Genomic DNA, 22,492 nt, shown 5'->3' on the forward strand with positions numbered 1-22,492 from the left:
ACACTTCGTTGGTTAATTTTTTATAAAATTTAAGTTTGGGGTGTGCTTCAGGCACTTAAAAGGGAACTCCTGTGAAAGTCAGGGACGGGCCCGCCGCTGTAACCGAAAAGAGATTTTACAAAATGCCACTGAAATATTTGGGAAGGCGTAAAATTTTGCCAGATTCGGGAGTCAGAAGACCTGCCTTTAAATGAATATAAATTTTATTTTTTGTTCTCGTGGAACAGGACAAAGATTTTAAATAGCTTTAAAAATAATCTGGGTAAAAACGGTACCCTGGATCTATTTATAGATCCAGGGTTTTTTGTTTGGGGGTGAGATGAAAAAATTTTTTATTATTTGTTTAATTATATTAACTACTTCTACTGCTTTTTCCTTTGAAAGAATTCTTCCCATGGCTCCTAATTTGGTAGAAGTTGTTTATGCTTTAAAAAAAGGAGATTTAGTTTGCGGAGTTCCTCTTTTTACTGATTATCCCAAAGAAGCACTTGAAAAAACTATAGTTGGAGGATTTTTAAATCCCTCATTTGAAAAAATTTTAAAGCTTTCTCCTGACCTTATTCTTGTTCAGGGAGAATTTAAAACCATGGAAAAGTTTGCCAATAAATATGAAATAGAATTGTTAAGGGTAAATATGGACAGCCTTGAAACAATATATTCAGGGATTTTAAAAATAGGGGAAAAACTTTCCTGTGAAAGTGAGGCCTTTGAACTTATTGAGAAAATAAAATATAATTTAAAGCTTGAAAAAGATATAAAATTTAAAAAAGTATTTTTATGCGTTGGACGATTAAGCAATTCTCCAAGGCAGATTTCAACAACTGGAAATAAAAGCTTTTTATCTGAAATTTTACACCTTTCAGGAGGTAACAATATTTTTTTGGATATAAACAAAAATTATTTAATTGTTTCAAAGGAAGAGATTTTAAAACGAAGACCTGAAATAATTATAGACCTTCTTCCAGGGGAAAATCTAACTCCTGAAAAAACACAGGAAATAAAACAAATGTGGAAACAACTTTTCCCTAAAAACTTTATTAAAGATGAAAACATTCATATTTTAACAGATAAAAGACTTCTTATTCCAGGACCTGGGATTGTTAAAATAGGAAATCTTTTTAAAAATATTATTAAGAGCACCCCATGAATAATGGATTTTATATAAAAAATTTAGAATTTTTTTATAAAGGCCACAATTTTTTTTTCAATGCAGAAGAAATTATTATTGAAAAAAACAAGTTTGTATCAATAATAGGGCCAAACGGGAGTGGGAAATCAACTTTTTTAAAGCTTTTGTCAGGTCATGAAAAAAACTTTAAAGGTGAAATTTCTCTTTATAAAAAAAATATAAAAAATATAAAAAGACTTGATTTTGCAAAGTTTTGTGCACTTCTTCCCCAGGAGTGCGATAGGGGAGAAAATTATAAAGTTTTTGATATTGTTATGATGGGAAGATATCCCCATCAAAATAAAAAAGATTATAGTTTTAAAAAAGAAAAAGAAATTGTTCTTTTATCTTTAAAAGAAGCAGGGGCTCTTGAATTTAAAAATCGCTATTTTTCTTCACTTTCAGGAGGTGAAAAAAAACGGGTTTTAATTGCATCAGTAATTGCCCAGGAAACTGATTTTCTTCTTCTTGATGAACCTTCATCAAGTCTTGATATTTCTGGACAGGCAGAAATTTTTTCCCTTTTAAAAAATCTAAAAAATCAGGGCAGGGGTGTTGTTGTTGCAACCCACAATATTAATCTGGCATCTTTTTTTTCAGATCATATAATTCTTTTTGAAAAGGGAAAAATTCTTAAAAAAGGAACTCCAGCCCAGGTAATAAAAGAAAAATACCTTAAAAAAGCCTATGGAGAAAATATCTCCATTATTGATAATCCTCAAATCAATAATATGAAAATAGTTCTTCCTAAAACAAAAGGAGAAATAATTTAATGACTCCTTTAAAAAACAAAACCCATCTTTTATTTTATTTTGGCATATTTCTTTTATCAGGATTAACTTCACCTTTTTTTGGCTCTTCAGAAATTTCATTAAAAGAAATAATAACAAACCCTGAAGGAGCTGATTTTCTAATTCTTTTTTATCAAAGAATTCCTAGAATTATAACAGGGCTTTTATGCGGAGCAGGGCTTGGAGTTACAGGAGCCTGTCTTCAGGTTGTTTTAAAAAACCCTCTTGCAGAACCCTATGTCCTTGGTATTTCGGGGATAAGTTCACTTTTTTTGAGTTTTTCAATTATTGTTTTAAACGGGCTTATACCTTCTGGGATAGCATCTTTAACCGGAGCTCTTTTAGCTGTTTTTATAATTGATTTTTCCTTTAGGGCATTTAAGTCAGATTCCGATTCCACAATCCTTGCAGGTGTAAGTTTAAATATTTTATCAGCTTCTTTAATTATGTTTTTAAAGTATTTTGCTTCTCCAAATAAGCTTGTAGCTGTTGAACGATGGTTTATGGGAAACCTTGATGTTATTGGATATGACAATTTAATCTGGCTTTTTTTAATTTGTTTTTCAGGGATTTTATTGGTTTTTTTCAAAGCTGAAGAATTAAATATAATGGGCTTTGATGTAAATTTAGCAGTTTCAAGGGGAATAAACCCAGTAAAAATAAGAAGAATTATTTATTTTGCCACAGGTTTAATAACTGCTGGAGTTGTTTGGATAGCTGGTCCTGTTGGCTTTGTGGGGTTAATAATTCCACACATTGTAAAAAGTATTTCAGGAAATGAAATGAAAACCGTAATTTTGGGAAGTGCTTTTCTTGGCGGCGGTTTTTTAGTTTTATGTGATATTTTTTCAAGGATTTTAATTGCTCCAGCAGAACTTCCTGTTGGGATTATCACCTCAATAAGCGGAGCACCTGTTTTTTTGTATATTTTGTTTAGGATGAAAAAAAAATAATATTTATAAATAATAAGGAGAAAAGTATGAAAAAATTTACACTTATTTTAATTAGTTTACTTTTATTTGGTTTTAAGCCTGGTTTTGCAGGGGATGTTTGTACTTTTGAATCTTTTTTTACAGAAGACGACATTCATTTTGAGTCCACAGAAGTTAAAAATTTCAAATCACAGGATTTTACTTTTTCCTATGAAGGTACAGACTGGGAAGGAGGAATGTTTTCATGGACAGGTTTTGCCTGGTCATCTCACAGGGACACTTTTACTAAAAGTTTTGAAAATCAGTATAGTGCAATAACAAAATATGGTTACGATAAAAGTGATGTTTATTGTATTGCATATCCAAATAGTGAAGATTTTATTTTACTGGATGAAGAATCTGAAATTTCAGGGTTTTATGTGACAAATACAACTTATGCATATTATTCAATGCTTGAAGGTGATGGTTTTGCAAAAAGATTTGGAGGTGATTCAGGAGCTGACTCAGATTTTTTCAAACTTACTATTGAAGGCTATAATAATTCTAATTCAAAAACAGGTGAAGTCCATTTTTATCTTGCTGATTACAGATTTGCTGATAATTCAAAAGACTATATTGTTGATGATTGGGAATGGGTTGATTTGTCTTCCCTTGGAAAGGTTAAAAAGCTTAAGTTTTCACTTTCTTCATCAGATGAAGGTGATTTTGGAATGAATACACCCGGATATTTTGCAATGGATAATTTAAACGGGAAAGTTTCTTCGAGTTCAGATAGTGATAATTTTATATCATGTTTTATTTCAGGGCTGGAAATTCCCGGTGAATTAAATAAAAAAAATATTTTCTTTTTTGCTTTTGTTTCATTGTTTTTACTTTTTGTATCCATAAAAAGAGAGAAAAATGAAGATTAAACTTTTAATTTTTAATTTAATTTTATTTTTCCCTTTAATTTGCTTTGCCAAGGTTCCCAGCCTTTTTCTTGACGAAATTATTGTTGAGGAAAAGGCTTTATTTGAGTCTGATAAAAAATCAGGTCTTAATACCATAATTACAAGGGAAGAAATTGAAAGAAGGGGATATGTTTCTCTTTTTAATCTTCTTGAAAAGGAAAACTCAATTTCCATAAGATCTGATTCAGGCTCAGAAAAATTTTCTGTTATTGATTTACGGGGAATGGGTGAAGCTTCAGGTTCCAATGTTTTAATTTTAGTGGATGGAGAAATAATCAATTCTTCAGATATGGCAGGGGCTGATTTAAATGATATTCCTGCCCATCTTATAGAGTCTGTTGAAATTATAAGGGGAAGCGGAGGAGTTTTAAATGGAGGCGGTGCTGTTTCCGGCGTGATTAAAATAAAAACAATTGAACCCCAAAAAGATCAAGCTGTTTTTAATTTTAATTATGGCTCTTATAATACATCTGAAAAATCCCTTTTTCTTTCACACAAAGATAAAGTTCAGGCTTTGTCTTTAAGCTCAGTTTTTTATGACACAGATGGTTATAGGGATAATGGTTTTTATGAAAAATCCAATGCTTTGGTTAAATATGAAAATAACTACTTAGATTCAATGAAGTTTAATTTAACTGGTTTTGTTTTAAAAGATAAATACGGTCTTCCAGGAGCTGTTTCAATAGATAATTCAGATGATGAAAATCAAAGAAAAAAAACCAATTTTCCCTTTGATAATGGTTCAACCCATAGAAAAAAAATAGGATTTGGGCTTACAAAAGATTTTTATAAGTACGGAAGTGTAAACATCTCAAGGGGATATTCCTATAAAGATAATGACTATTTAATGGGATATTCTCCCCTTATTGAAATACAAGATCAGACTGACTCAATTTCATCTGTTTCCAAGGATTTAAGAATTTCTTATAATTTTGACAAGGGTGATTTTTCTTTGGTTTCAGGTTTTGACTGGTTTTTTGATGATTATATAAGAAGATCCCAAGTTCAAAATGAAAGAAAAAATGGGCAGCTTGATTCAAAGGATATTTATTTGGCTGGGTTTTTAAAAAAAGAAAAATTTAAACTTAATTTGGGATTTAGATATTCTTCTTCAAGCTCAAAATTTCGTAATGATGAGCTTAAAAATGGAAGAGGAATTAAAGGAGATCTTTTAAAAGAAGATTATAATAATAATGCTGCAGAATTTGGAATAACCTATTTACCTTTTGATTTACCTTTGGAATTGTTTGCCTTGTTTTCAAAGTCTTTTAGAAATCCAAATATAGATGAGCTTGGGTTTTCTTCGGGAAGTTTAAGACCCCAAAAATCATTTAATTATGAAACAGGATTAAGGTTTTTTCCTTCTTATTTTTTCAGAGCAGAAGCTTCCTTTTTTTATTTGAAAACAAATGATGAAATTTATTATGGAGAAGATAAAAGCGGAGGAAGATTTAATAAAAATTATGGAGATTCTACCATAAGAAAAGGAATTGATTTAAATTTAAAATTTAATTTATCAACTAAACTTTATGCTTCTACAGGAATAAGTTTAATCAGTGCAGAGTTTGAAGATTCAGGAGAAGAAATTCCCCTTGTATCTGACTTTAATTACTTTGCCTTTATTGAATATGAGCCCTTTGAAAATTTTTTTGCTACCCTTGATTATTCATATTTTGCCTCAAAAAACCAAGGCTCTGATTTAAGGGGAGATTTGGAAGAAATTCCCTCATACAATACAACAGACCTTTCTTTAAGATATAAAATTAAAAATTTATCAGTTTTTGTAAAAGTAAAAAATATTTTCAATGAAAAATATTTTACTTCAGCCTATGAAAATTCTTGTTACCCCATGGCTGAAAGAAATTTTATATCTGGAATTAAACTGGAGTTTTAAATGAATAGAGTTTTATTGTTTTTCCTAATTTTTTTATCATGTTTTTCTTTTGCTTTTGCAGGTGAGTTTGCCCCCGCAGCTGAAAAGCCTGGTTCACTTGCTGTAAAACTTGGAGATCCCAAAATTTTAAACTGGGCAAGTGGTTATCGTGATTATTTACCAGGTGATAATTTAAATGATATTTGGACAGATACTTCAAAAGCCATTGGTCCAGCTTCAGGGAATAGTTATGATGTGGTATCCCTTGGAGAAGGCGGAGAAATAACCCTTATTTTTAATGAACCAATCAAAAATAAGGAAGGTTTTGATTTTGCTGTATTTGAAAATTCCTTTTCAGATGGTTTTCTTGAGCTTGCAGAGGTTTTTGTATCAACAAATGGGGATGATTTTATTGGGTTTGATACTTTTTCCAATACACCCAAACTTGTTTCAGGCTATGGAACAATAAATCCTGAAAATATTAAAAATTTTGCAGGTAAATACAGGAAAGGATATGGAACTTGTTTTGATCTTGAAGAATTAAAAGAAAAACCTTTTATTTTATCAGGCGTTGTCGATTTAGATGAAATAAAATATATCAAAATAAAAGATATAATTGGTGATGGAAGAATTAAGGATTCAAGGGGAAATCCAGTCTATGATCCATATCCTACCCATGGCAGTGCAGGATTTGATCTTGACGGAGTATGTTCTCTTGACGGACTTGTTATAAGTTTTACTGAAAAAGATAATCAGGAAAAAAATAAAGAGTATTCCAGCGAGGGATTTGGGAATGAAGGCGGATGTTTTATTGGTTTGTTGTTTAATTAAAATTTGAACCAGGGTTGTTTTTTAATCTTATCTCGTGCATATTATTAACTTGGATGTTCGCAACTTTAGGTGAATAATTTAGTCTGTTGTCATATCTGAAGCATTTTAGGAATTAAATTAAAAATAAAGTAAAGATGGATAAAAAAGTAAAATTTTTGTTCCAAGCTATATTTAAAAATAAATAGTGAGGAGAAGTAATTGAAGTCCATTTTAAGTAAATTCAAACTCTTGTTTCCGTCTAAAAACAAGATCTGTTATGAAGTCATACCTTTTTTTGATGTCTCTTTAGATCTTTTGTGTATTTCAGATTTTGAAGGAAAAATTTTAAAGGTAAATAAAGCCTGGGAAAAAACTTTGCAATTTAATGAAAAAGATTTTGTAAATACCAACTACCTTAATTTTGTTCATAGCCAGGATAAGGAAAAAACTGTTGATGCAATGGAAAAGCTTAGAATCGAGGGGAAATTATTAAACTTCACTAATAGGTATCTAGCTAAAGATGGAACATATAAATATATTGAATGGAAGGCACAGGTTCATAAAAATTATGTTTATGGTGCAGGTTCTGATGTAACTGATAAGATAAAGGTTCAGCAAAAGTTAAGACAAAGTGAAAACACATATAAGCTTATATTTGAAAACTCTCCCCTTGGAATTCTTCATTATGATAATAATGGAATTATAACTAAAATAAATAATAGCTTTGTTGAAACAGTTGGAAGCAGCAAAGAAGTTTTGTTAGGTCTTGATATGTTGGCTCTTAAAGATAATAGAATTTTATGGGCTGTGAAAAACTCACTTGAAAAACAATTAGTTTCAAGGCTTGAAATAGTTTATTCAGCTGAGACATCAAGTAATGTCAGGCCTGTAAGAATTCTTTTTGCACCTATAATCACCATTTCTGGAGATATAAACGGTGGAGTTGGAATAATTGAAGATATCAGTGAAAGGGTAGAGTCTGAAAAAAAAGTTAAGGAAAGTTTAAACAAATACCTTTTTATTTTTGAGCAGGCAGCAGACGGTATTTTGGTTGGAAATGAAAAAGGGATAATCATAGATGCAAATCCAAGTATTTGCAAAATGACTGGATATTTGAAAGAAGAACTTCTTGGAAAAGAAATTTCTTTTCTTTTTTTAGATAAAAACCTTGAAAAAAAGCCGCTTGATTATAGTTCTATTCTTAAGGGCGAGTCTATTTTATCCCAGAGAATAATTAAAACAAAAAACGGCTCTTTGATTTATATTGAGATGAATTCAAAAAAAGTCGGGGATGGAAGGCTTCAGACCTATATCAGGGATATAACAGAGAGAATAACAAGTGAGGAAAAATTAAGAAAAAGTGAAGAGGATTTAAGAATAACTCTTAATTCCATAGGAGATGGAGTTATAGCTGTTGATATGGAATTTAAGATTACAAAAATGAATCCAGTAGCTGAGGAAATGACTGGATGGAAATTAGAAGAAGCTCTTGGCCATAAAATTGATTTGGTTTTTAATATAAAAGATTCAATCACATCTAAAAAAGCAGAAAATCCTGTTTATTCAGCAGTTAATACAGGAAAAAGCGTTGAACTGAAAAACTCACCCATTCTTTATTCAAAAGATGGAAGGGAATATTATATTTCAGATTCAGCCTCTCCAATCAAAGATCAAAATTCTGATATTATTGGGTCAGTCCTTGTTTTCAGGGATGTTACAGAACAGTATTTTTTAAAGGAAAGACTAAGGCATTCTGAAAAAATGGAAGCCATAGGTCAGCTTACAGGCGGCATTGCCCATGATTATAACAATATGCTTTCAGGAATTTTTGGGGGAGTTGAGCTTTTGGAGAAAGCTAAAACCCCTGAAGACTTTTCCAGGTATATTGAAATTATAAAAAAGGCTGCCCAAAGAACCTCAGAATTGAATGCCAAACTTTTATCCTTTGGAAGAAAATCCGATCTTGTTTTTTCACCTGTTAATATTAATGAGGCTGTTGAAAATACAATTGATATTTTAAAATATACTCTTGATAGAAAAATCAGGATAAGTTTTGAAAAAGAAAAAGATGAAATTATAGTCAATGGAAGTTTATCCCAATTGCAAAATGTTTTTATGAATCTTGGAATAAACTCAGGGTTTTCAATGAAAAACGGGGGCCAGCTTGTTTTTGAAACTAGGGTTTTATATCTTGATGAAAATTATTTTAAAGTAATTCCAGGAGAATTTTCACCTGGGTATTATGCACTTATAAGTGTTTCAGACCAGGGCGAGGGTATTCCTCAGGAATACAGGGCAAAGATTTTTGAACCTTTTTTTACAACAAAAAACGAAAAACAAGGTTCGGGATTAGGTCTTGTCACTTCCTATGGAATAATATCCGAACATAAAGGAATTATTAATTTTTACAGTGAGGAAAATACCGGAACAATTTTTCATATTTATCTTCCAATTATTGAATCTCCTCATTTAAATTCTGATAAAAACAATGAACCAACTGAACTTTTGAAAAGAAGCGGAACCATTCTTCTGGTTGAAGATGAAGAAATTGTCAGGACTATTGTGAGCACAATGCTTTCAGAAATAGGTTTTGATGTTTTTGAAGCAGAAAATGGAAAACATGGATACGAAATTTATAAAAATAATCATGATAAAATAGATCTGGTTATTCTTGATATGGTCATGCCTGAGATGAACGGAAAAGAATGTTTTTATGCAATAAGAGAGTTTAATCCCGATGCAAAAATAATTTTAAGTTCCGGATTTTCAAAAGAAGAAGATTTGATTGAACTAAAAGAGCAAGGCCTAAATCGGTTTATAAAAAAGCCGTTTTTTATTTCAGACCTTGGAAAAATTCTTAACAAGCTTTTAATCTCTTAGTTTTAAAAAAAGTTTATCCAGTTTTTAAAAATTTATTGAGCATGTTTTTTAAAAGAACCCTTTCGTCCAAAGAATAGTTTTTTAATAATTCTTCATTTGCTTTTTCCCTTTCAAGAAGAATTTCCTCTTTAAGCTCATCAACTTTTTTTCCAGGGAAAATTCTTGAAACACGTTTGTCGCTGGGGTCGCTTGTTCTTCTTATCCATCCATGTTCTTCCATTCTTTCAAGAACTCCTGAAACCGTTGCATTATCTGACACAAGTCTTTTGCTTATTTCTCCGGGAGTAAGTCCTTCATATTCAACAACAACTTCAAGAATAAGGTGCTGAACAGCTGTAAGCCCATAAGGCTGAAGCTTTTTTTTTAAAAAATTCTGGGATTTCTGGTTTGCTTTTGCCAGAAGAAATGCAATGCAGTCTGTATACTTCATTTTTTGTCCTCTTTTCTTTGATTAAATTAAAAATATCCCCAGACATCTAGAGTGTCAAGCTCAAATAGGGTTTTATAAATCTTATTAGGCTTATTAAATCCTGGTTAATGAAGTTAAATTTGATTTAATAAATTTAAAAGGTTTTAAGTTTTGTGATTTTACCTAAAATATTACTGGTTTTCAGTCTTAGCCTGGTTTATAAACAGGACTGAATTGATTTTCAGATTTGGTGACAATTAATTTTTAAAAAGGTGTATAATGCAAAAATTTTTGTTTTTGATTTGCTTTTGTATAATTCCATTTTCTTTTTTATCAGCCCGGGATTTAAGTCATGATAAAAATACATTTGAATTTAACTTTTCACAACTTGAAAATTTGGTTCAGGAAGATGAAAAACAAGACTTTATTGAAAAAATAGAAAAAAGTCTTTTAAAATATTTGGATTTTAATGAGTTTACTAAAAACAATTTTGATAAAATTGTTAAATACAAGTTTTGGAAAAAAGTTTTAATTTTTTCAGAAAAAGAATTTGTAAAAGAAATAGCTGAAAACAATAATTATAATAAAACAATTCAAAATTTTGCTCTGGTTCAGGTTAGTGAAGATCTTGAAAAGCTAGATGAAATCTATAATTTTTTTGAAAATGAAAAAGATTTAGAAAACAAAAATTACACAAAAAAACAGGCAATCTATGCTCTTTTTAATCAATCTGAAAACTATGAACAATTTAAAAACAATTTAAAGTCTTTTAAATATATAAAAGCCCTGGATAGTTTTGATGGGTTTTTCCCCAATCACAGCTTTGTTCTTGATTTTAAGGCGGAAATAAAAAAAGAAGAGGAAAGTTTTCAAGCTGAACTTCAGGAAAAATTAAATAAAGAAAAAAAGAAGCAGATTTATTATTATGGTGGACTTGGGACTTTAGTTTTTATTTTAATCATAGCTTTGTTTAGTCTTCTAAAGTCAAGAAAAGCTAAAACCACTAAATCTGATAATAATCAAAATCTAAGTTTTAGAGAAACTTTGGAAAATGCCCCTGAAATGGAACTTTTCAGGGTAACTCATAAAAAAATAGATGATTTGATTAAAAACACCCCAACTCTTGAAGATGCTCTTTTACCCTTTGCCAGTGATTATGGAATAGATTTTCAAGATTGTGTTTTAATAAGTGAATACATTCAAAGTAACAGTATGATCACTGTTTCTGGAATTGAAAAACTTAAAGAACTTTGTGCTGATTGTAAATCAGGAGTTGTGTATTCAAAAAAAGAAGATGGATTTATAGTTTTGTGCAGAAAAGAAGTTGATTGATTTTATTATCCCGGCTTCCGTTTTAACCTGGAAGCCGGGTAGTAAAATCAGTCTTCAGTAATTAAATCTTCAGGTGAAAACAAAAGCATATTAAAATCATAGTCCAAAATAGAAAAAACATAGTTATTCTTTTTTGTATCATAGTTTAATTTTGAATCTTTTGTTTCATCTGTATAAATTGAAATTAGTTTTTTGTCTTTGTCCAAAACAGATATGATTATTTTTCCGCTGGTTTCAAGATAAAATTCAAACCTGAATATTTCTTTTTCATTTGTTTTTTCTTTTTCTATATCATTGAAATCAAGGCTTTGGGGGAAATTGAAAAAATCTTTTATTTTCCATTTGTCAAAATCTTTTATATTTTCAGGATAAACAACCTCAAATTCTTCTTCCAGGTTTTTTATTTCAAGAACTTTTTTTGATTTAGAATCAAAAACAACAACTTTGGTAATTTCTTCGTCGTTTATATTTATAAGATCATTTAAAACCCAGGTTTTTGGGTGGGGATCTATAAAAATAGTGTTTTTAGAAAGATGAATTTTTTTGTTTCCAGAAATTAAAAAATAACTTCCTCCTTTTTCCCGTTCTTTTCCATAAAATCCCTGAAAAATTATATTATTATTTTTATCTTTAAAATTAACAATTGTTGGTTTTTTTGTTTTATCTTCAGGATCAAGCTCAAGATCTTTTAAAAGATTTTGAGTTTTTGCAAAAGAATGGATAGAGTTTATTGATTGAAGTTTTTCTATCAAATCGCTGACTTTTTCAAAATCTGCATCAAAATTATCTTTGTTTTTAACCTTCCATTTGTTTTCCAATAATTTAAGAATAACTTTTTTACTATTATTTTTAATTTCAATTTCACTGGTTTTAGCTAAAACTTCATAAGAAGGAAAAAGAAGTTCTTTATTATCTGATTTATCATAATTTAAAGTCTTAAAAATCAATCCTGAAATAAGAACAAGAAAAACAAAAGCAAGAACAATTATATTTTTATTCATTTAAAAACTCCTGTGATTACATATTTTTTCTTTTTCTTCTAATTCCGCTGATTATTCCAATTAAGGCAATAATTGAGGGCATCAGAAAAATATTGAGCATTTTTATTTTAGTTCCAAGGCTTTCAATATCTGCTCTAAGCTGTCTTCTTACTTTTTTAAGTTCTTTATCTATTTGCTTTTTTTCTTCCCTGAATTTTTTTATTTCATCTTCCTGCTCTTTACTTAAAACAAGATTTTGACCTTCAATTCTCTGTGACTGGAGAGCTTCAAGTTTTGCTTTTGTTTGCTCGGCCTTATTTGCCAGCATATTTTCCTTTTCAAGCCATTTTTCCTTGGCCTTGTCTTCCAACTCCTTTACCTTGGTAAAAGGTCTTGAAGTTGATTGTCTTGAGCGTATTTCTATAAGTTCAGGCTCTCCGCACATGAGTTCAACACAGTTTAGAAAAAAGTTTAAATTGTCATTGAACATATTTGCCATTTCAAATCCAAGGAAGTTTTGTTTTTGCATATAAAATTGATCAAATAAAAAATCAGTGTCTGAGATTAAAACAAGGGTTCCTTTAGCTTCATTATCTTTTGAAAATTTACCTGATACTTTAAGTGCAAGGCTGTAATTTTTATCTTCGGGATTAAAATTATGTTTAAGAGCATCCATTCCTTGAAATTGAAGCATTGAAGGATCGTAAAGAATGGAGTTTTTGGAAGACCAGGCAAGACTTTCATAGGAAAGGCCTTCTTTTTTTTCAAACTCAATTCCTCCTGCAATGGGGAAAAGAAGGTTTTCAAGATTAGCTGAAATTATATTTTCCTGGCTGATTCCATCTGCAAAAATTGAAAGCCAGCCTGGATTTAATTCCGGTGTATTATCTCTTCCCATGATTTGTGTTGCTGCATTTAGATCTGCTATGGCAGTTGTTTCATTAAATTTAATTCCATAGTTTTCAAGTTCTTCTTTCATTGGAAAAGAATAGGGTGCCATTCTTCCTTCAGGATCAAGAAGGGAAAGAGGATCTGCAAGGATAATTAATCTTTTTCCTTTTTCCAGAGATTTTAAGGCTTGTTTGTTAATTTTTTCACTTACTTCCTTTGGCTGGAATAAAATTAAAAGGTCAATATCTTCAGGAATAGATTCCAGGTCTAAATCAAGATTTTCCAATTCATATTGTTTTTCAAGTACATCTGTAAAATACCATTTAGGAGACTGCTGACCCTGAAAATGAGGACCTCCTAAAATATTTATTGAAGAAAGAATCCCTATTCTTTTTTTCTTTTGAGACTGAAGCCTTGAAATAATTGAAGTAAGTTCATATTCAAGTTTTGGTTCATTTTCAGGATCAAAAAAAGGAATTATTTCTTCTTTTTCACCACTTATTGCTGCAAGACCTATATAAAGATTGTTTTCTCCGGGAAGTTCAATTCCTCTTAATCCAAAAGCATTGGCATTGTCTTCTTCTTCTGAATCAATTTCAGGTTTTATTGTTTCAAGGATAATTTTTCCTTTTGAATACCTTGAATATTCTTTTAAAAGATCTTCAATTCTTTTTGAATAAGCTTTAAATTCCCCTGGAATATCTGAAATGGAAGATGCATTGTTAAAATATTTTAAGGTTATTGGATTCTTTGTTTTTTTAATTATTTCATGGGTGGCATTTGAAAGGGAATATATCTTGTTTTCAGTTGAATCAAATCTTAAAGACAAATCACTTACAAGAATATTTATAAGTATAAGAACTGCTGCAAAAATAAAAATCATTAAAAGTTTCATACTTAGTTTTTTATTTTTGAAATTCATTTTAAACCTCCAAAAGATCATTTACCTGGAATTTGAGTTGATTATAGAAGTGTTGAGATAAAGCATGAAAACCATGATGGAAACAAAATATAAAAGATCTCTTAAATCAATGATTCCTTTTGTCATTGTTTTGAAATGGGTTAAAATACTCATTCCAGAAATAAAGTTTACAATAAATCCAGGAGCAATTTCCGAAACTGCCTGAATTACAGGGCTGTGTCCTGAAAGAATAAGAAAAAGTGAAAAAGACAAAGCTAAAAGAAAAGCTATGACCTGACTTTTTGTTATTGATGAAGAAAAACATCCAATGGAAATAAGTGCTCCTGCCATGAGAAGGCTTCCCAAATATCCTGAAATTACCGCACCCATATCAGGGTTTCCAAGGTAGGCTGATGTTATTACAATGGGAAAAGTCAAAATAATTCCAATGGAGATAAAAATCCAGGCTGAAAAAAACTTTGCAATTACAATTTCTAAAGGTGTAACCGGCAAAGTCATTAAAAGTTCTATTGTTCCTGTTCTTTTCTCATCTGAAAAAAGCCTCATTGTAATTGCAGGGGCAAGAAAAAGAAAAATCCAGGGATGCCAGGTGAAAAACAAAGAAAGTTCGGCTTGCCCGGATTCATAAAACCCGCCCACATAAAAAGTAAAAAATCCCTGAAGTATGAGAAAAACAACCAAAACAACATAGGCTGTCGGAGAATGAAAATAACTTGAAAGTTCTCTTTTTAAAATAGCTTTTACTGAGTTTATACTGCGATTCATGCTTTTACTCCCTTATTTATTTTGCAGGCTGATTTAATTTTTTGTCAGCATTTGAAAAACCTTGGTAAGATCACCTTTATCCTTTGAGATTGAATTTAACTTAAGATTGTTTTTTGAAAGAATTTTCTCAAGTTCAATAACAAGCTCTGGAATTGAAGGGTAATTGTTTTTTGAAAAAAATATTTTAAAATCTGATTTGTTAAATTTTGGACTGTTTTTATTTATTTCAATTTTATCTATGTTTTCAATTTTATTAAGAGAGGTTTTAAATTCATCCAGATTTGCTATAAATTCAGTTTCCACTTCAAGGCTTCCAAACCCAGGGTCTTTTTTAAGAAGATCACCTGGAGTTTCATCTGCAATGATTTCACCCTTTGCAATAATTATGGCCCTTGTGCAGATTGCAGCAGCTTCTTCAAGAATATGGGTTGAAAGTATAATTGCTTTTTCCAGGCTCATGGATTTTATCATTTCTCGAACTTCTTGCTTTTGATTTGGATCAAGCCCGTCTGTTGGTTCATCAAGAATAAGATATTTGGGATCATGTAAAATGCTTTGAGCAAAAGATACCCTTTGTCTATATCCTTTGGACAAGGTGTTTATCTGCTGATTTTTAACACTTCTAAGAAAACACTTTTCTATGGCATTTTCAGTGACGTAATTTTTTTTACTGCCTGTAAATCCCCTTACTTCAGAGCAGAATTTTAAAAATTCATTGACTGTCATTTCAGAATAAAGGGGTGATGTTTCAGATAGATATCCTATTTGAGTTTTAATTTCTATTGGGTTTTTTCTTACAGATTTTCCTCCTATAAAAGCATCTCCTGAATCTGGTTCAAGATAACCTGAAAGCATTCTCATTGTGGTTGATTTTCCTGCTCCGTTTGGTCCCAGAAAACCCAGGATATCACCTTTTTCAAGGCTAAAAGAAACGTTTTTTACTGCAGTTGTATGACCAAAAGATTTGGTAAGTTTTCTTGCTTCAATCATAAAAACTCCCTGATAGCATCAAAATGGTTGGAAAGAATAAGTTCTTGCACTATAAATGAAAATTGCTTAAAAAGCTGTGAGGTTAAATTTTGTAAACAATAATGTCCCTTTCAAGCTTTGTCAACAACCATGATTCCCACACAGGAGAGGCTCTTGAACAAGACTAAAAGACCCGGTGCAATAGAAAGAACAGGGGTTTTGCTCTGGAATTTTTTTGCATCATTAAAATTAACTGTTTTTTTATTTTCTTTTATTGCAGCCGCATCTGTTTTAGGAACTTTTCTTCCAGACAGAATCGGATTGATAAAATTTCTTCATGGTAAATCAAAATGGGTTCACAAGCTATTTGAAGTTTTTGATCTTTTCGATATTTATTACTCTTGGTGGTTTGTTTTTTTTATAATTCTTCTTGGAATAAACCTTGTTTGCTGTTCTTTTGAAAGGCTTCCAGCTGTTATAAAAATTGTATTAAAAAAACCTTCTATTCCTTCTGTTTCAAAGATTGATTCTTTTCAAAATAAAAAGGAAATTTTGGTCAATAAAAGTTTTTCTCAGGTAAAAGAGCAGGTTGAAGAGTTTTTTAAATCAAAAAGAATGAAAATTTATTCTTTGGATAATGAAAAAGGTTTTTCATTAACAGCAGAAAAAGGAAGATATTCAAGACTTGGAGTTTATCTTGCCCATCTTGGTTTTCTTCTTTTAATTATTGGAGGAGTCATAGGAACAATGATGGGATTTTCAGGTGTGATAGAAATTCCTGAAAATCAAACTTCAAATATTGTAACTCTTTTTAAAAACAGGGGGAAAATTGAACTGGACTTTGATTTGACCTGTTCTTCCTTTCAAATTAAAAGATACGATAATAGCCAGATTCCTAAGTCCTATGAGTCTGAAATTATTTTTAATAAAGGAAAACCTCAAGAGTTAAAAGGAATTGTCAAGGTAAACCATCCTTTAAGATACAATGGAATAAAATTTATTCAATCAGGCTATGGAAGAGCATTTGAAGGAAAATTAAAAATATCTGCCTATGATATGAAAACAAATACAAAAAAAGGTGAATATGAACTGGGAGTGGGTGAAACTATAGTTCTTCCTGATGGTAAAACAAAATTTACCTTTTTTTCTTTCAGGCCTAATTTTCAGATTTCATCCATGAATCTTGGAGAAACCTTTATAGGATTTATTTTAAAAGATAAGCTTGAAATACCAGTTGCTCTTCCTGTTAATGCTCCAGGATTTGACAAACATAGACAAGGTGATTTTTACCTTGTTCCAGGTGAATTTCAAACAAAATATTATACCTCCCTTCAGGTAAATAAAGATCCTGGAGTTTATATTGTTTATCTTGGTTTTTTCTTCCTTTCAATTGGAATTTTTGTAAGTTTTTTTATGAAACACCATTCATTTTATCTTATTCTTAATAAAGAAGATGAAGTAAGTTCAAAGATTTTTTGTGCCTCAGGTTCCAATAAAAATAAAAACTTAAAAGATGAGCTTGTATTTGATTTTTATGAGTTTATTACAAAAGAATCTAGTCTAAATAATAAGCCCCTATAAATGGAGTTAATTTAAATGGAAAATACTTTTATTCTTTCAATAGCAACTTTTGTTTACGGATTTTCTGCTTTTTGTTTTATATCAGGATCTGTTTTCAATAAAAAAAATTTTTCAAAGTTTGGTTTTTTTCTTCTTATTGCAGGACTTTCATTAAATGTTGCAGGTTTTATCTTCAGGTGGATAGAATCCTATGAAATGGGAATTGGCAGAATACCTCTTTCCAATCTTTATGAGTCTTTGGTGTTTTTTTCAATTTCAGGAGCTTTGTTATATTCTTTAACTTATAAAAAGTTTGACAATCCTGTGGTAGGCTCAATAACAACAACTCTTATTTTTCTTGCCATGGCATATGCAGGTCTTTCACCAACAGCCCATTCAGCCATCACCCCTCTTGTTCCAGCTCTTAGAAGTAATTGGCTTACAGTTCATGTGGTTACCTGCTTTTTTGGATATGCTGGATTTGCAGTGTCATTTGCCGCCAGTGTTATCCTTCTTTTTGTAAAAGATGAAAAAAAAATCAAAAACCTTGATGAATTAAATTATAGGATGATAATTTTTGGGTTTTTATTTTTGTCTCTTGGAATAATAACAGGAGCTGTCTGGGCTGACAGTGCCTGGGGAAGATATTGGTCTTGGGATCCCAAGGAAACCTGGTCTTTAATTACCTGGATTGTTTATGCCATTATTCTCCATGGGCGGTATATAAAAAGTTTTACAATAAAAACCATTGCCTGGCTTTCAATTTTGGGTTTTATTGCGGTTATGTTTACATATTTTGGAGTGAATTTTGTTCTTGCAGGGCTTCATAGTTATGCATAAATCCAGTTGAGTGGTATAAAAGCAGCTCAGCTGGAAATAAATTTTAAGGATTTTAAAGTTAAATGGATAAAATAAAAATAAAAGGAAAAAAAAGACTTTTTGGAGAAGTGGAAATAAGCGGAGCAAAAAATGCAGCCCTTCCAATTCTTGCTTCTGCTCTTCTTTGTGATGGTAAATCAGTATTTCATAATGTTCCCGATCTTGTTGATGTCAGAAGTATTTTAAAACTTTCTGAAAAACTTGGAGCAAAAACTGAAATGTCAAATGGGGTTGTATCCATTGATGCCTCTGGCCTTAACAACCACTTTGCTCCCTATGATATAGTCAGAAAAATGAGGGCTTCAATTCTTGTGCTTGGGCCTCTTGTGGCAAGGCTTGGAAAAGCTTGCGTTTCTTTACCTGGTGGATGTGCCATTGGAGCAAGACCTGTAAATCTTCATATAGAAGGATTGGAAAAACTAGGAGCTGATCTTCATATTTCCCATGGCTATATTAATGCAAAATCAGGAAGACTTACAGGTAATGAAATAAATTTTGATACTGTTACTGTTACAGGAACTGAAAATTTGATGATGGCGGCTGCCCTGGCAAAAGGGGAGACAATTTTAAGAAATGCCGCAATGGAGCCTGAAATAACAGCCCTTGCTGATGTTTTAAATCTTATGGGAGGAAAAATAAAAGGAGCCGGAACTTCTGAAATTATTATCCAAGGAGTAGAAAGTCTTGCACCTGTTGAAACCACAATTATTCCCGATAGAATAGAAACAGGAACTTTTATGATTGCAGCAGCCATAACAAAAGGCGATCTTCTTATAAAAAAATGCATGCCTGATCATCTTAGTGAAGTTATTTCAAAGCTTAAGGAAACAGGAACTTTTGTTGAAACAGGTAATGACTGGATCAGGGTTAAAGGCAAAGATGAAATTAAAAGTATAGATATTAGAACTTCTCCTTATCCAGGATTTCCCACTGATATGCAGGCTCAGTTTATTACTCTTATGTCAGTTGCAGAAGGAGTATCAACTATTAAGGAAACAATTTTTGAAAACAGATTTATCCATGTAAATGAGCTTCAGAGAATGGGAGCAGATATTTATCTTCCATCTTCCAATACCGCAGTTGTAAGAGGGGTGGATGAGCTTGAAGGAGCTCCTGTGATGGCATCTGATTTAAGAGCAAGTGCCTGTTTAGTTTTGGCTGGGCTTGCCGCTCAAAATACAACAATTGTAAACAGGGTCTATCACCTTGACAGAGGATATGAAAAAATGGAGATTAAACTAAAATCAATTGGAGCTGAAATAGAAAGAGTAAAATAACTTTGCTTCCAAGGGAAATTTAAAATCCTCCAGTTCAAGCTGGGAAGAGAAGAATCAAATGATTAAAAGGCCGTTTATTTTAATTTTTGTTTTTTTTAGCCTTGGGGTTTTTTCCGGCGAAAAATTAGCTTTTTCATTTGTCTATATTTTACCCTTGGCATTATTGTTTTTTCTTGGACTGATAGTTTTATCCTTTCAAAATAAAAAATCCCTTATTATTCCCCTGGGATTTTTTTATTTTGCAGGTATTGTTTTTATCCTTCCCTATTCAAAATCATCTTTTAATTCAAGGGCTGAAAACTTTAATCTTTATAAAAAAGAAAAAAGAGAAATTACAGCCGTAATAACTGATTTCCCAAGTTTTTCCTATTCAAGGCTTAAAACAAAAATAAAACTTAAATCAATAGATGGTAAAAATCTTGAATCTGAAAATTTTAAATTAAGCTTAAGTATTTATAATTATGAAAAAGATTATAAACCAGGGGATCTTATATTTTTTAATGCTCAGATAAAACCCTATAAAAACTTTAAAAATCCTGGAAGTTTTGATTATAAGTCATATATGAGGTTTAAGGGCTTTTTTGGTCATACCTGGGTTTCGGATAAAAAAGTAGAGCTGATTAGTAAAGAAAATTCATTTCAGTTTTTTATTACTAAAATCAGAGCCAGATTTGTTCAAAGCATAGATGAAAATATAAAAAAACCTCTTAATTCTGAGTTTTTAAAGTCAATTACTTGCGGGCTTAGAACAGGTTTGGATCAGGAGTTTAAAGACAAGGCTTCCAAAGCCGGAGCATCTCATTTTATGGCTATTTCAGGTCTTCATATAGGGATGGTTTTTTCGTTTTTTTTTATTTTATCCAGATTTGTTTTTTCAAGGTTTGAGTTTTTTTTATGGAGGGGTTGGGTAGAAAAATCAGCTGTAATTTTGGGGCTTTTGGGAGCTCTTTTTTATGCTCTTATTTCAGGTCTTATGCCCTCTGCCCAAAGATCTTTTATTCTTGCACTTCTTGGAGGAGCAGGCTTTTTTTTAAATAAAAATCAGGATCCTTTAAATCTTTTGTTTTGCTGTGGGTTTTTTATTTTGGTGTTAACCCCTCCGTTTTTATTTAATCTTGGATTTATCCTGTCTTTTCTGGCTGTATTTGCAATTGTATCTGGATTTATGACATTCCCTGAGAAATTTGAAAAAAACCCTGATTTATTTTCAAGTTTTTATAAATGGATTAAGGTTTTATTTAAAACAAGTGCTTTTGCAGTGGCTGGCACTTCACCAGCAGCCCTTTATTATTTTAATATTTTACCTTTAACTGGAGTTTTTTCAGGAATTATACTCATTCCTTTTTTTTCTTTTATTCTTCTTCCTTTTGCATTTGGAGGAATTTTATTTTCTTTTATTTTTCCAGAAGTTTCAAAAATCTTTTTTTTAATTGGATCATTTTCAGTTGATATTTTTATAAAAATGATTTCAATAATTTCTGATTTTAAATTCACTTATATAAATATGGGAATTTCAATTGTTGAACTTTTTTTAATTTATTTGATTTTAATCATAGTTTTTTGGGGAATCCGTTTTTTTATTTTTCAGTCCAGGCCAGGTGTTTTTTTTAAAGTTTTAGCTGGGTTTACACTTGTAATTTTAATTTGTGATGTTTTATATGAAGTTGATAAACGGTTTTTCAATAAACATGGAAAAATTGTTTTTTTAGATATTGGCAAAGGAAACAGTGCTTTAATTGTTTTCCCAGGAGGTAAAACTGTGGTTATTGATTCTGGAGGGTTTCCAGGTTCAAGTTTTGATACAGGGAGATATATTTTAGGGCCTTATCTTTTTAAAAATAAAATTAAAACCATAGACTGCTGTATTTCAACCCATGGAGATTATGATCATTATTCTGGGTTTTTTTATCTCATGGAACAATTTAAAATAAAAAAATTTGTTTTTAATAATACTTTAAAAGATTCAGGGCTGTATGAAAAACTTATTTTGGAGACTAAAAAAAGAGGTATTTTTTCAAAACCTGAAAAAATAGAAATGAAAAACGGATTTATTGATTTTTTCCAAAGAGAAGAGCTTTTTAACAATGAAAATGATAATTCTCTTTTGATTTCTGTTTTTATAAATGGATTGAAAATTTTATTTACAGGAGATTTGTATGAAAAAAGTCAGGACTATTATAAAGAAACGGATTTTATAAAAAATTCAGATGTTTTTATGGTTCCCCACCACGGAAGTATCCATTCCCTTAACAAAGATTTTGTTATAGCTGCCAATCCTAAGCTTGGTATTATTTCAGGAAGCTTTAGAAATTTTGAAAAAACTCAAAAACAAATTAAAGAAATTTATAGTGAAATGGGAGTTAAAACTTATAATATAAACAATAAAGGGGCTCTTGTTTCAAATACAGAAGAAATTTTAAATAAATTAACTTTTTTGGATTGATTTAAGGGCATGATAAAAATCATCTTTACTAATTTGATAATGATTTAGTCTTGAAAGAAATTTCTTTGAGTTACCATATCCGATTCTAAGTATTTTTCCTAGTTTACTTCTTTTTTCAGCAGATCCAACACATCCTGAAAGTCCTGAATTTAAAAGGTCTTTCATTGTGAATTCATTTTGGACATTATCTAATATTCTTATTTTTGCTTTTAACAAAGCATCTTTAATATTTTCAGGAGAGGCATTTTCAACGCCTATATTCCCTTTTTTCAAGGCTTCGCCCTGTGAAAGATAGGCATTTTTGCACCCTGGTATTTCTTTGTTTATTCTTTCCCTTATTTTTTCGCCGGCCCAGTCAGGATCTGTAAAAACTATGACTCCGTTTTTTTCATTTGCCCATTTTATTTCCTCAAAGATTAAGCTTTTGATTCTAAAGCCAGAGGTAATAATTATTTCAGCTTTTACAGCTTTTTTAATAGCTGATTCATCGTCTTTTCCCTCAACAACTATTGTTTCCTTAATTATCAACTGAAGTCTCCATAAATTTCAATTTTTCAAACGAGGATCCTATACCATAAACTGCGAAAAAATAAAAAAGAATAACCATGGAGTAAAATGAAAGCAATCAGATTTGAAAACTAAAAAAACAATAGAGATGGGT

At 30.8% G+C, this 22,492-nt stretch carries 18 protein-coding genes and 1 riboswitch; of the genes, 12 read left to right on the forward strand and 6 right to left on the reverse strand.

The genetic code is table 11. The annotated features are described in order from the left end of the window. The first annotated feature begins 21 nt into the window (after positions 1 to 21). Positions 22 to 203: riboswitch (cobalamin riboswitch) on the forward strand. A 116-nt stretch (positions 204 to 319) separates the two neighbouring features. From RBR53_07235 to RBR53_07265, 7 genes are all read left to right on the forward strand, one after another. Then, on the forward strand, positions 320 to 1,147 hold the full coding sequence (locus RBR53_07235; GenBank protein ID MDY0132445.1) for an ABC transporter substrate-binding protein: 828 nt from the start codon (positions 320 to 322) through the stop codon (positions 1,145 to 1,147). Next, positions 1,144 to 1,941 carry an ABC transporter ATP-binding protein gene (locus RBR53_07240; GenBank protein MDY0132446.1) on the forward strand — a complete coding sequence of 266 codons (798 nt, stop codon included), beginning with the start codon at positions 1,144 to 1,146 and terminating at the stop codon, positions 1,939 to 1,941. Before RBR53_07235 ends, RBR53_07240 begins: the two co-directional genes overlap by 4 nt. Beyond that, positions 1,941 to 2,912: an iron ABC transporter permease gene (locus RBR53_07245; GenBank protein MDY0132447.1), complete on the forward strand. Its 972-nt coding sequence runs from the start codon at positions 1,941 to 1,943 to the stop codon at positions 2,910 to 2,912. The genes RBR53_07240 and RBR53_07245 overlap by 1 nt, the downstream gene beginning before the upstream one ends. 26 nt (positions 2,913 to 2,938) lie before the next feature. Continuing rightward, entirely contained in the window at positions 2,939 to 3,802 is an 864-nt protein-coding gene (locus RBR53_07250) for a DUF4465 domain-containing protein (protein MDY0132448.1), read from the forward strand. After that, entirely contained in the window at positions 3,792 to 5,735 is a 1,944-nt protein-coding gene (locus tag RBR53_07255; protein MDY0132449.1) for a TonB-dependent receptor plug domain-containing protein, read from the forward strand. Before RBR53_07250 ends, RBR53_07255 begins: the two co-directional genes overlap by 11 nt. Next, positions 5,736 to 6,545 carry a hypothetical protein gene (locus RBR53_07260; GenBank protein MDY0132450.1) on the forward strand — a complete coding sequence of 270 codons (810 nt, stop codon included), beginning with the start codon at positions 5,736 to 5,738 and terminating at the stop codon, positions 6,543 to 6,545. 198 nt (positions 6,546 to 6,743) lie between these two features. Beyond that, positions 6,744 to 9,404, forward strand: a complete 2,661-nt coding sequence (locus RBR53_07265; GenBank protein MDY0132451.1) for a PAS domain S-box protein — start codon at positions 6,744 to 6,746, stop codon at positions 9,402 to 9,404. Positions 9,405 to 9,417: 13 nt separating this feature from the next. Here the strand turns inward: RBR53_07265 and RBR53_07270 are convergent, their stop codons facing one another. Then, positions 9,418 to 9,834 carry a MarR family transcriptional regulator gene (locus RBR53_07270; protein ID MDY0132452.1) on the reverse strand — a complete coding sequence of 139 codons (417 nt, stop codon included), beginning with the start codon at positions 9,832 to 9,834 and terminating at the stop codon, positions 9,418 to 9,420. A gap of 258 nt (positions 9,835 to 10,092) precedes the next feature. On the opposite strand from RBR53_07270, the gene RBR53_07275 reads away from it, so the two are divergent. Next, entirely contained in the window at positions 10,093 to 11,145 is a 1,053-nt protein-coding gene (locus RBR53_07275; protein ID MDY0132453.1) for a hypothetical protein, read from the forward strand. A 47-nt stretch (positions 11,146 to 11,192) separates the two neighbouring features. Here the strand turns inward: RBR53_07275 and RBR53_07280 are convergent, their stop codons facing one another. From RBR53_07280 to RBR53_07295, 4 genes are read right to left on the reverse strand one after another with little or no spacing between them, the layout of a single operon-like run. Continuing rightward, a complete protein-coding gene (locus tag RBR53_07280) occupies positions 11,193 to 12,146 on the reverse strand; it encodes a DUF4340 domain-containing protein (GenBank protein ID MDY0132454.1) in 954 nt (317 codons plus the stop codon). Between the two features lie 16 nt (positions 12,147 to 12,162). Continuing rightward, complete coding sequence (locus RBR53_07285; protein ID MDY0132455.1) at positions 12,163 to 13,938, reverse strand: Gldg family protein; 1,776 nt, start codon at positions 13,936 to 13,938, stop codon at positions 12,163 to 12,165. 21 nt (positions 13,939 to 13,959) lie between these two features. Further along, positions 13,960 to 14,703 (reverse strand): ABC transporter permease subunit, encoded by a 744-nt coding sequence (locus RBR53_07290; protein MDY0132456.1) that lies wholly within the window; start codon positions 14,701 to 14,703, stop codon positions 13,960 to 13,962. Between the two features lie 33 nt (positions 14,704 to 14,736). Then, positions 14,737 to 15,693 (reverse strand): ABC transporter ATP-binding protein, encoded by a 957-nt coding sequence (locus RBR53_07295; GenBank protein ID MDY0132457.1) that lies wholly within the window; start codon positions 15,691 to 15,693, stop codon positions 14,737 to 14,739. Between the two features lie 153 nt (positions 15,694 to 15,846). On the opposite strand from RBR53_07295, the gene RBR53_07300 reads away from it, so the two are divergent. From RBR53_07300 to RBR53_07315, 4 genes are all read left to right on the forward strand, one after another. Next, entirely contained in the window at positions 15,847 to 17,253 is a 1,407-nt protein-coding gene (locus RBR53_07300; protein ID MDY0132458.1) for a cytochrome c biogenesis protein ResB, read from the forward strand. Positions 17,254 to 17,268: 15 nt separating this feature from the next. After that, positions 17,269 to 18,072, forward strand: coding sequence for a cytochrome c biogenesis protein (locus RBR53_07305; GenBank protein MDY0132459.1), 804 nt, complete (start codon positions 17,269 to 17,271; stop codon positions 18,070 to 18,072). A gap of 62 nt (positions 18,073 to 18,134) precedes the next feature. After that, positions 18,135 to 19,388: a UDP-N-acetylglucosamine 1-carboxyvinyltransferase gene (gene murA, locus RBR53_07310; GenBank protein ID MDY0132460.1), complete on the forward strand. Its 1,254-nt coding sequence runs from the start codon at positions 18,135 to 18,137 to the stop codon at positions 19,386 to 19,388. 58 nt (positions 19,389 to 19,446) lie between these two features. After that, on the forward strand, positions 19,447 to 21,831 hold the full coding sequence (locus RBR53_07315; protein ID MDY0132461.1) for a DNA internalization-related competence protein ComEC/Rec2: 2,385 nt from the start codon (positions 19,447 to 19,449) through the stop codon (positions 21,829 to 21,831). On the opposite strand, the gene rnmV is transcribed toward RBR53_07315, so the two are convergent. Next, positions 21,814 to 22,359, reverse strand: coding sequence for a ribonuclease M5 (gene rnmV / locus RBR53_07320; protein ID MDY0132462.1), 546 nt, complete (start codon positions 22,357 to 22,359; stop codon positions 21,814 to 21,816). The genes RBR53_07315 and rnmV overlap by 18 nt on opposite strands. Positions 22,360 to 22,492 lie beyond the last annotated feature (133 nt).

The organism is Desulforegulaceae bacterium, from assembly GCA_034006035.1.
Taxonomy (GTDB): domain Bacteria; phylum Desulfobacterota; class Desulfobacteria; order Desulfobacterales; family JACKCP01; genus JACKCP01.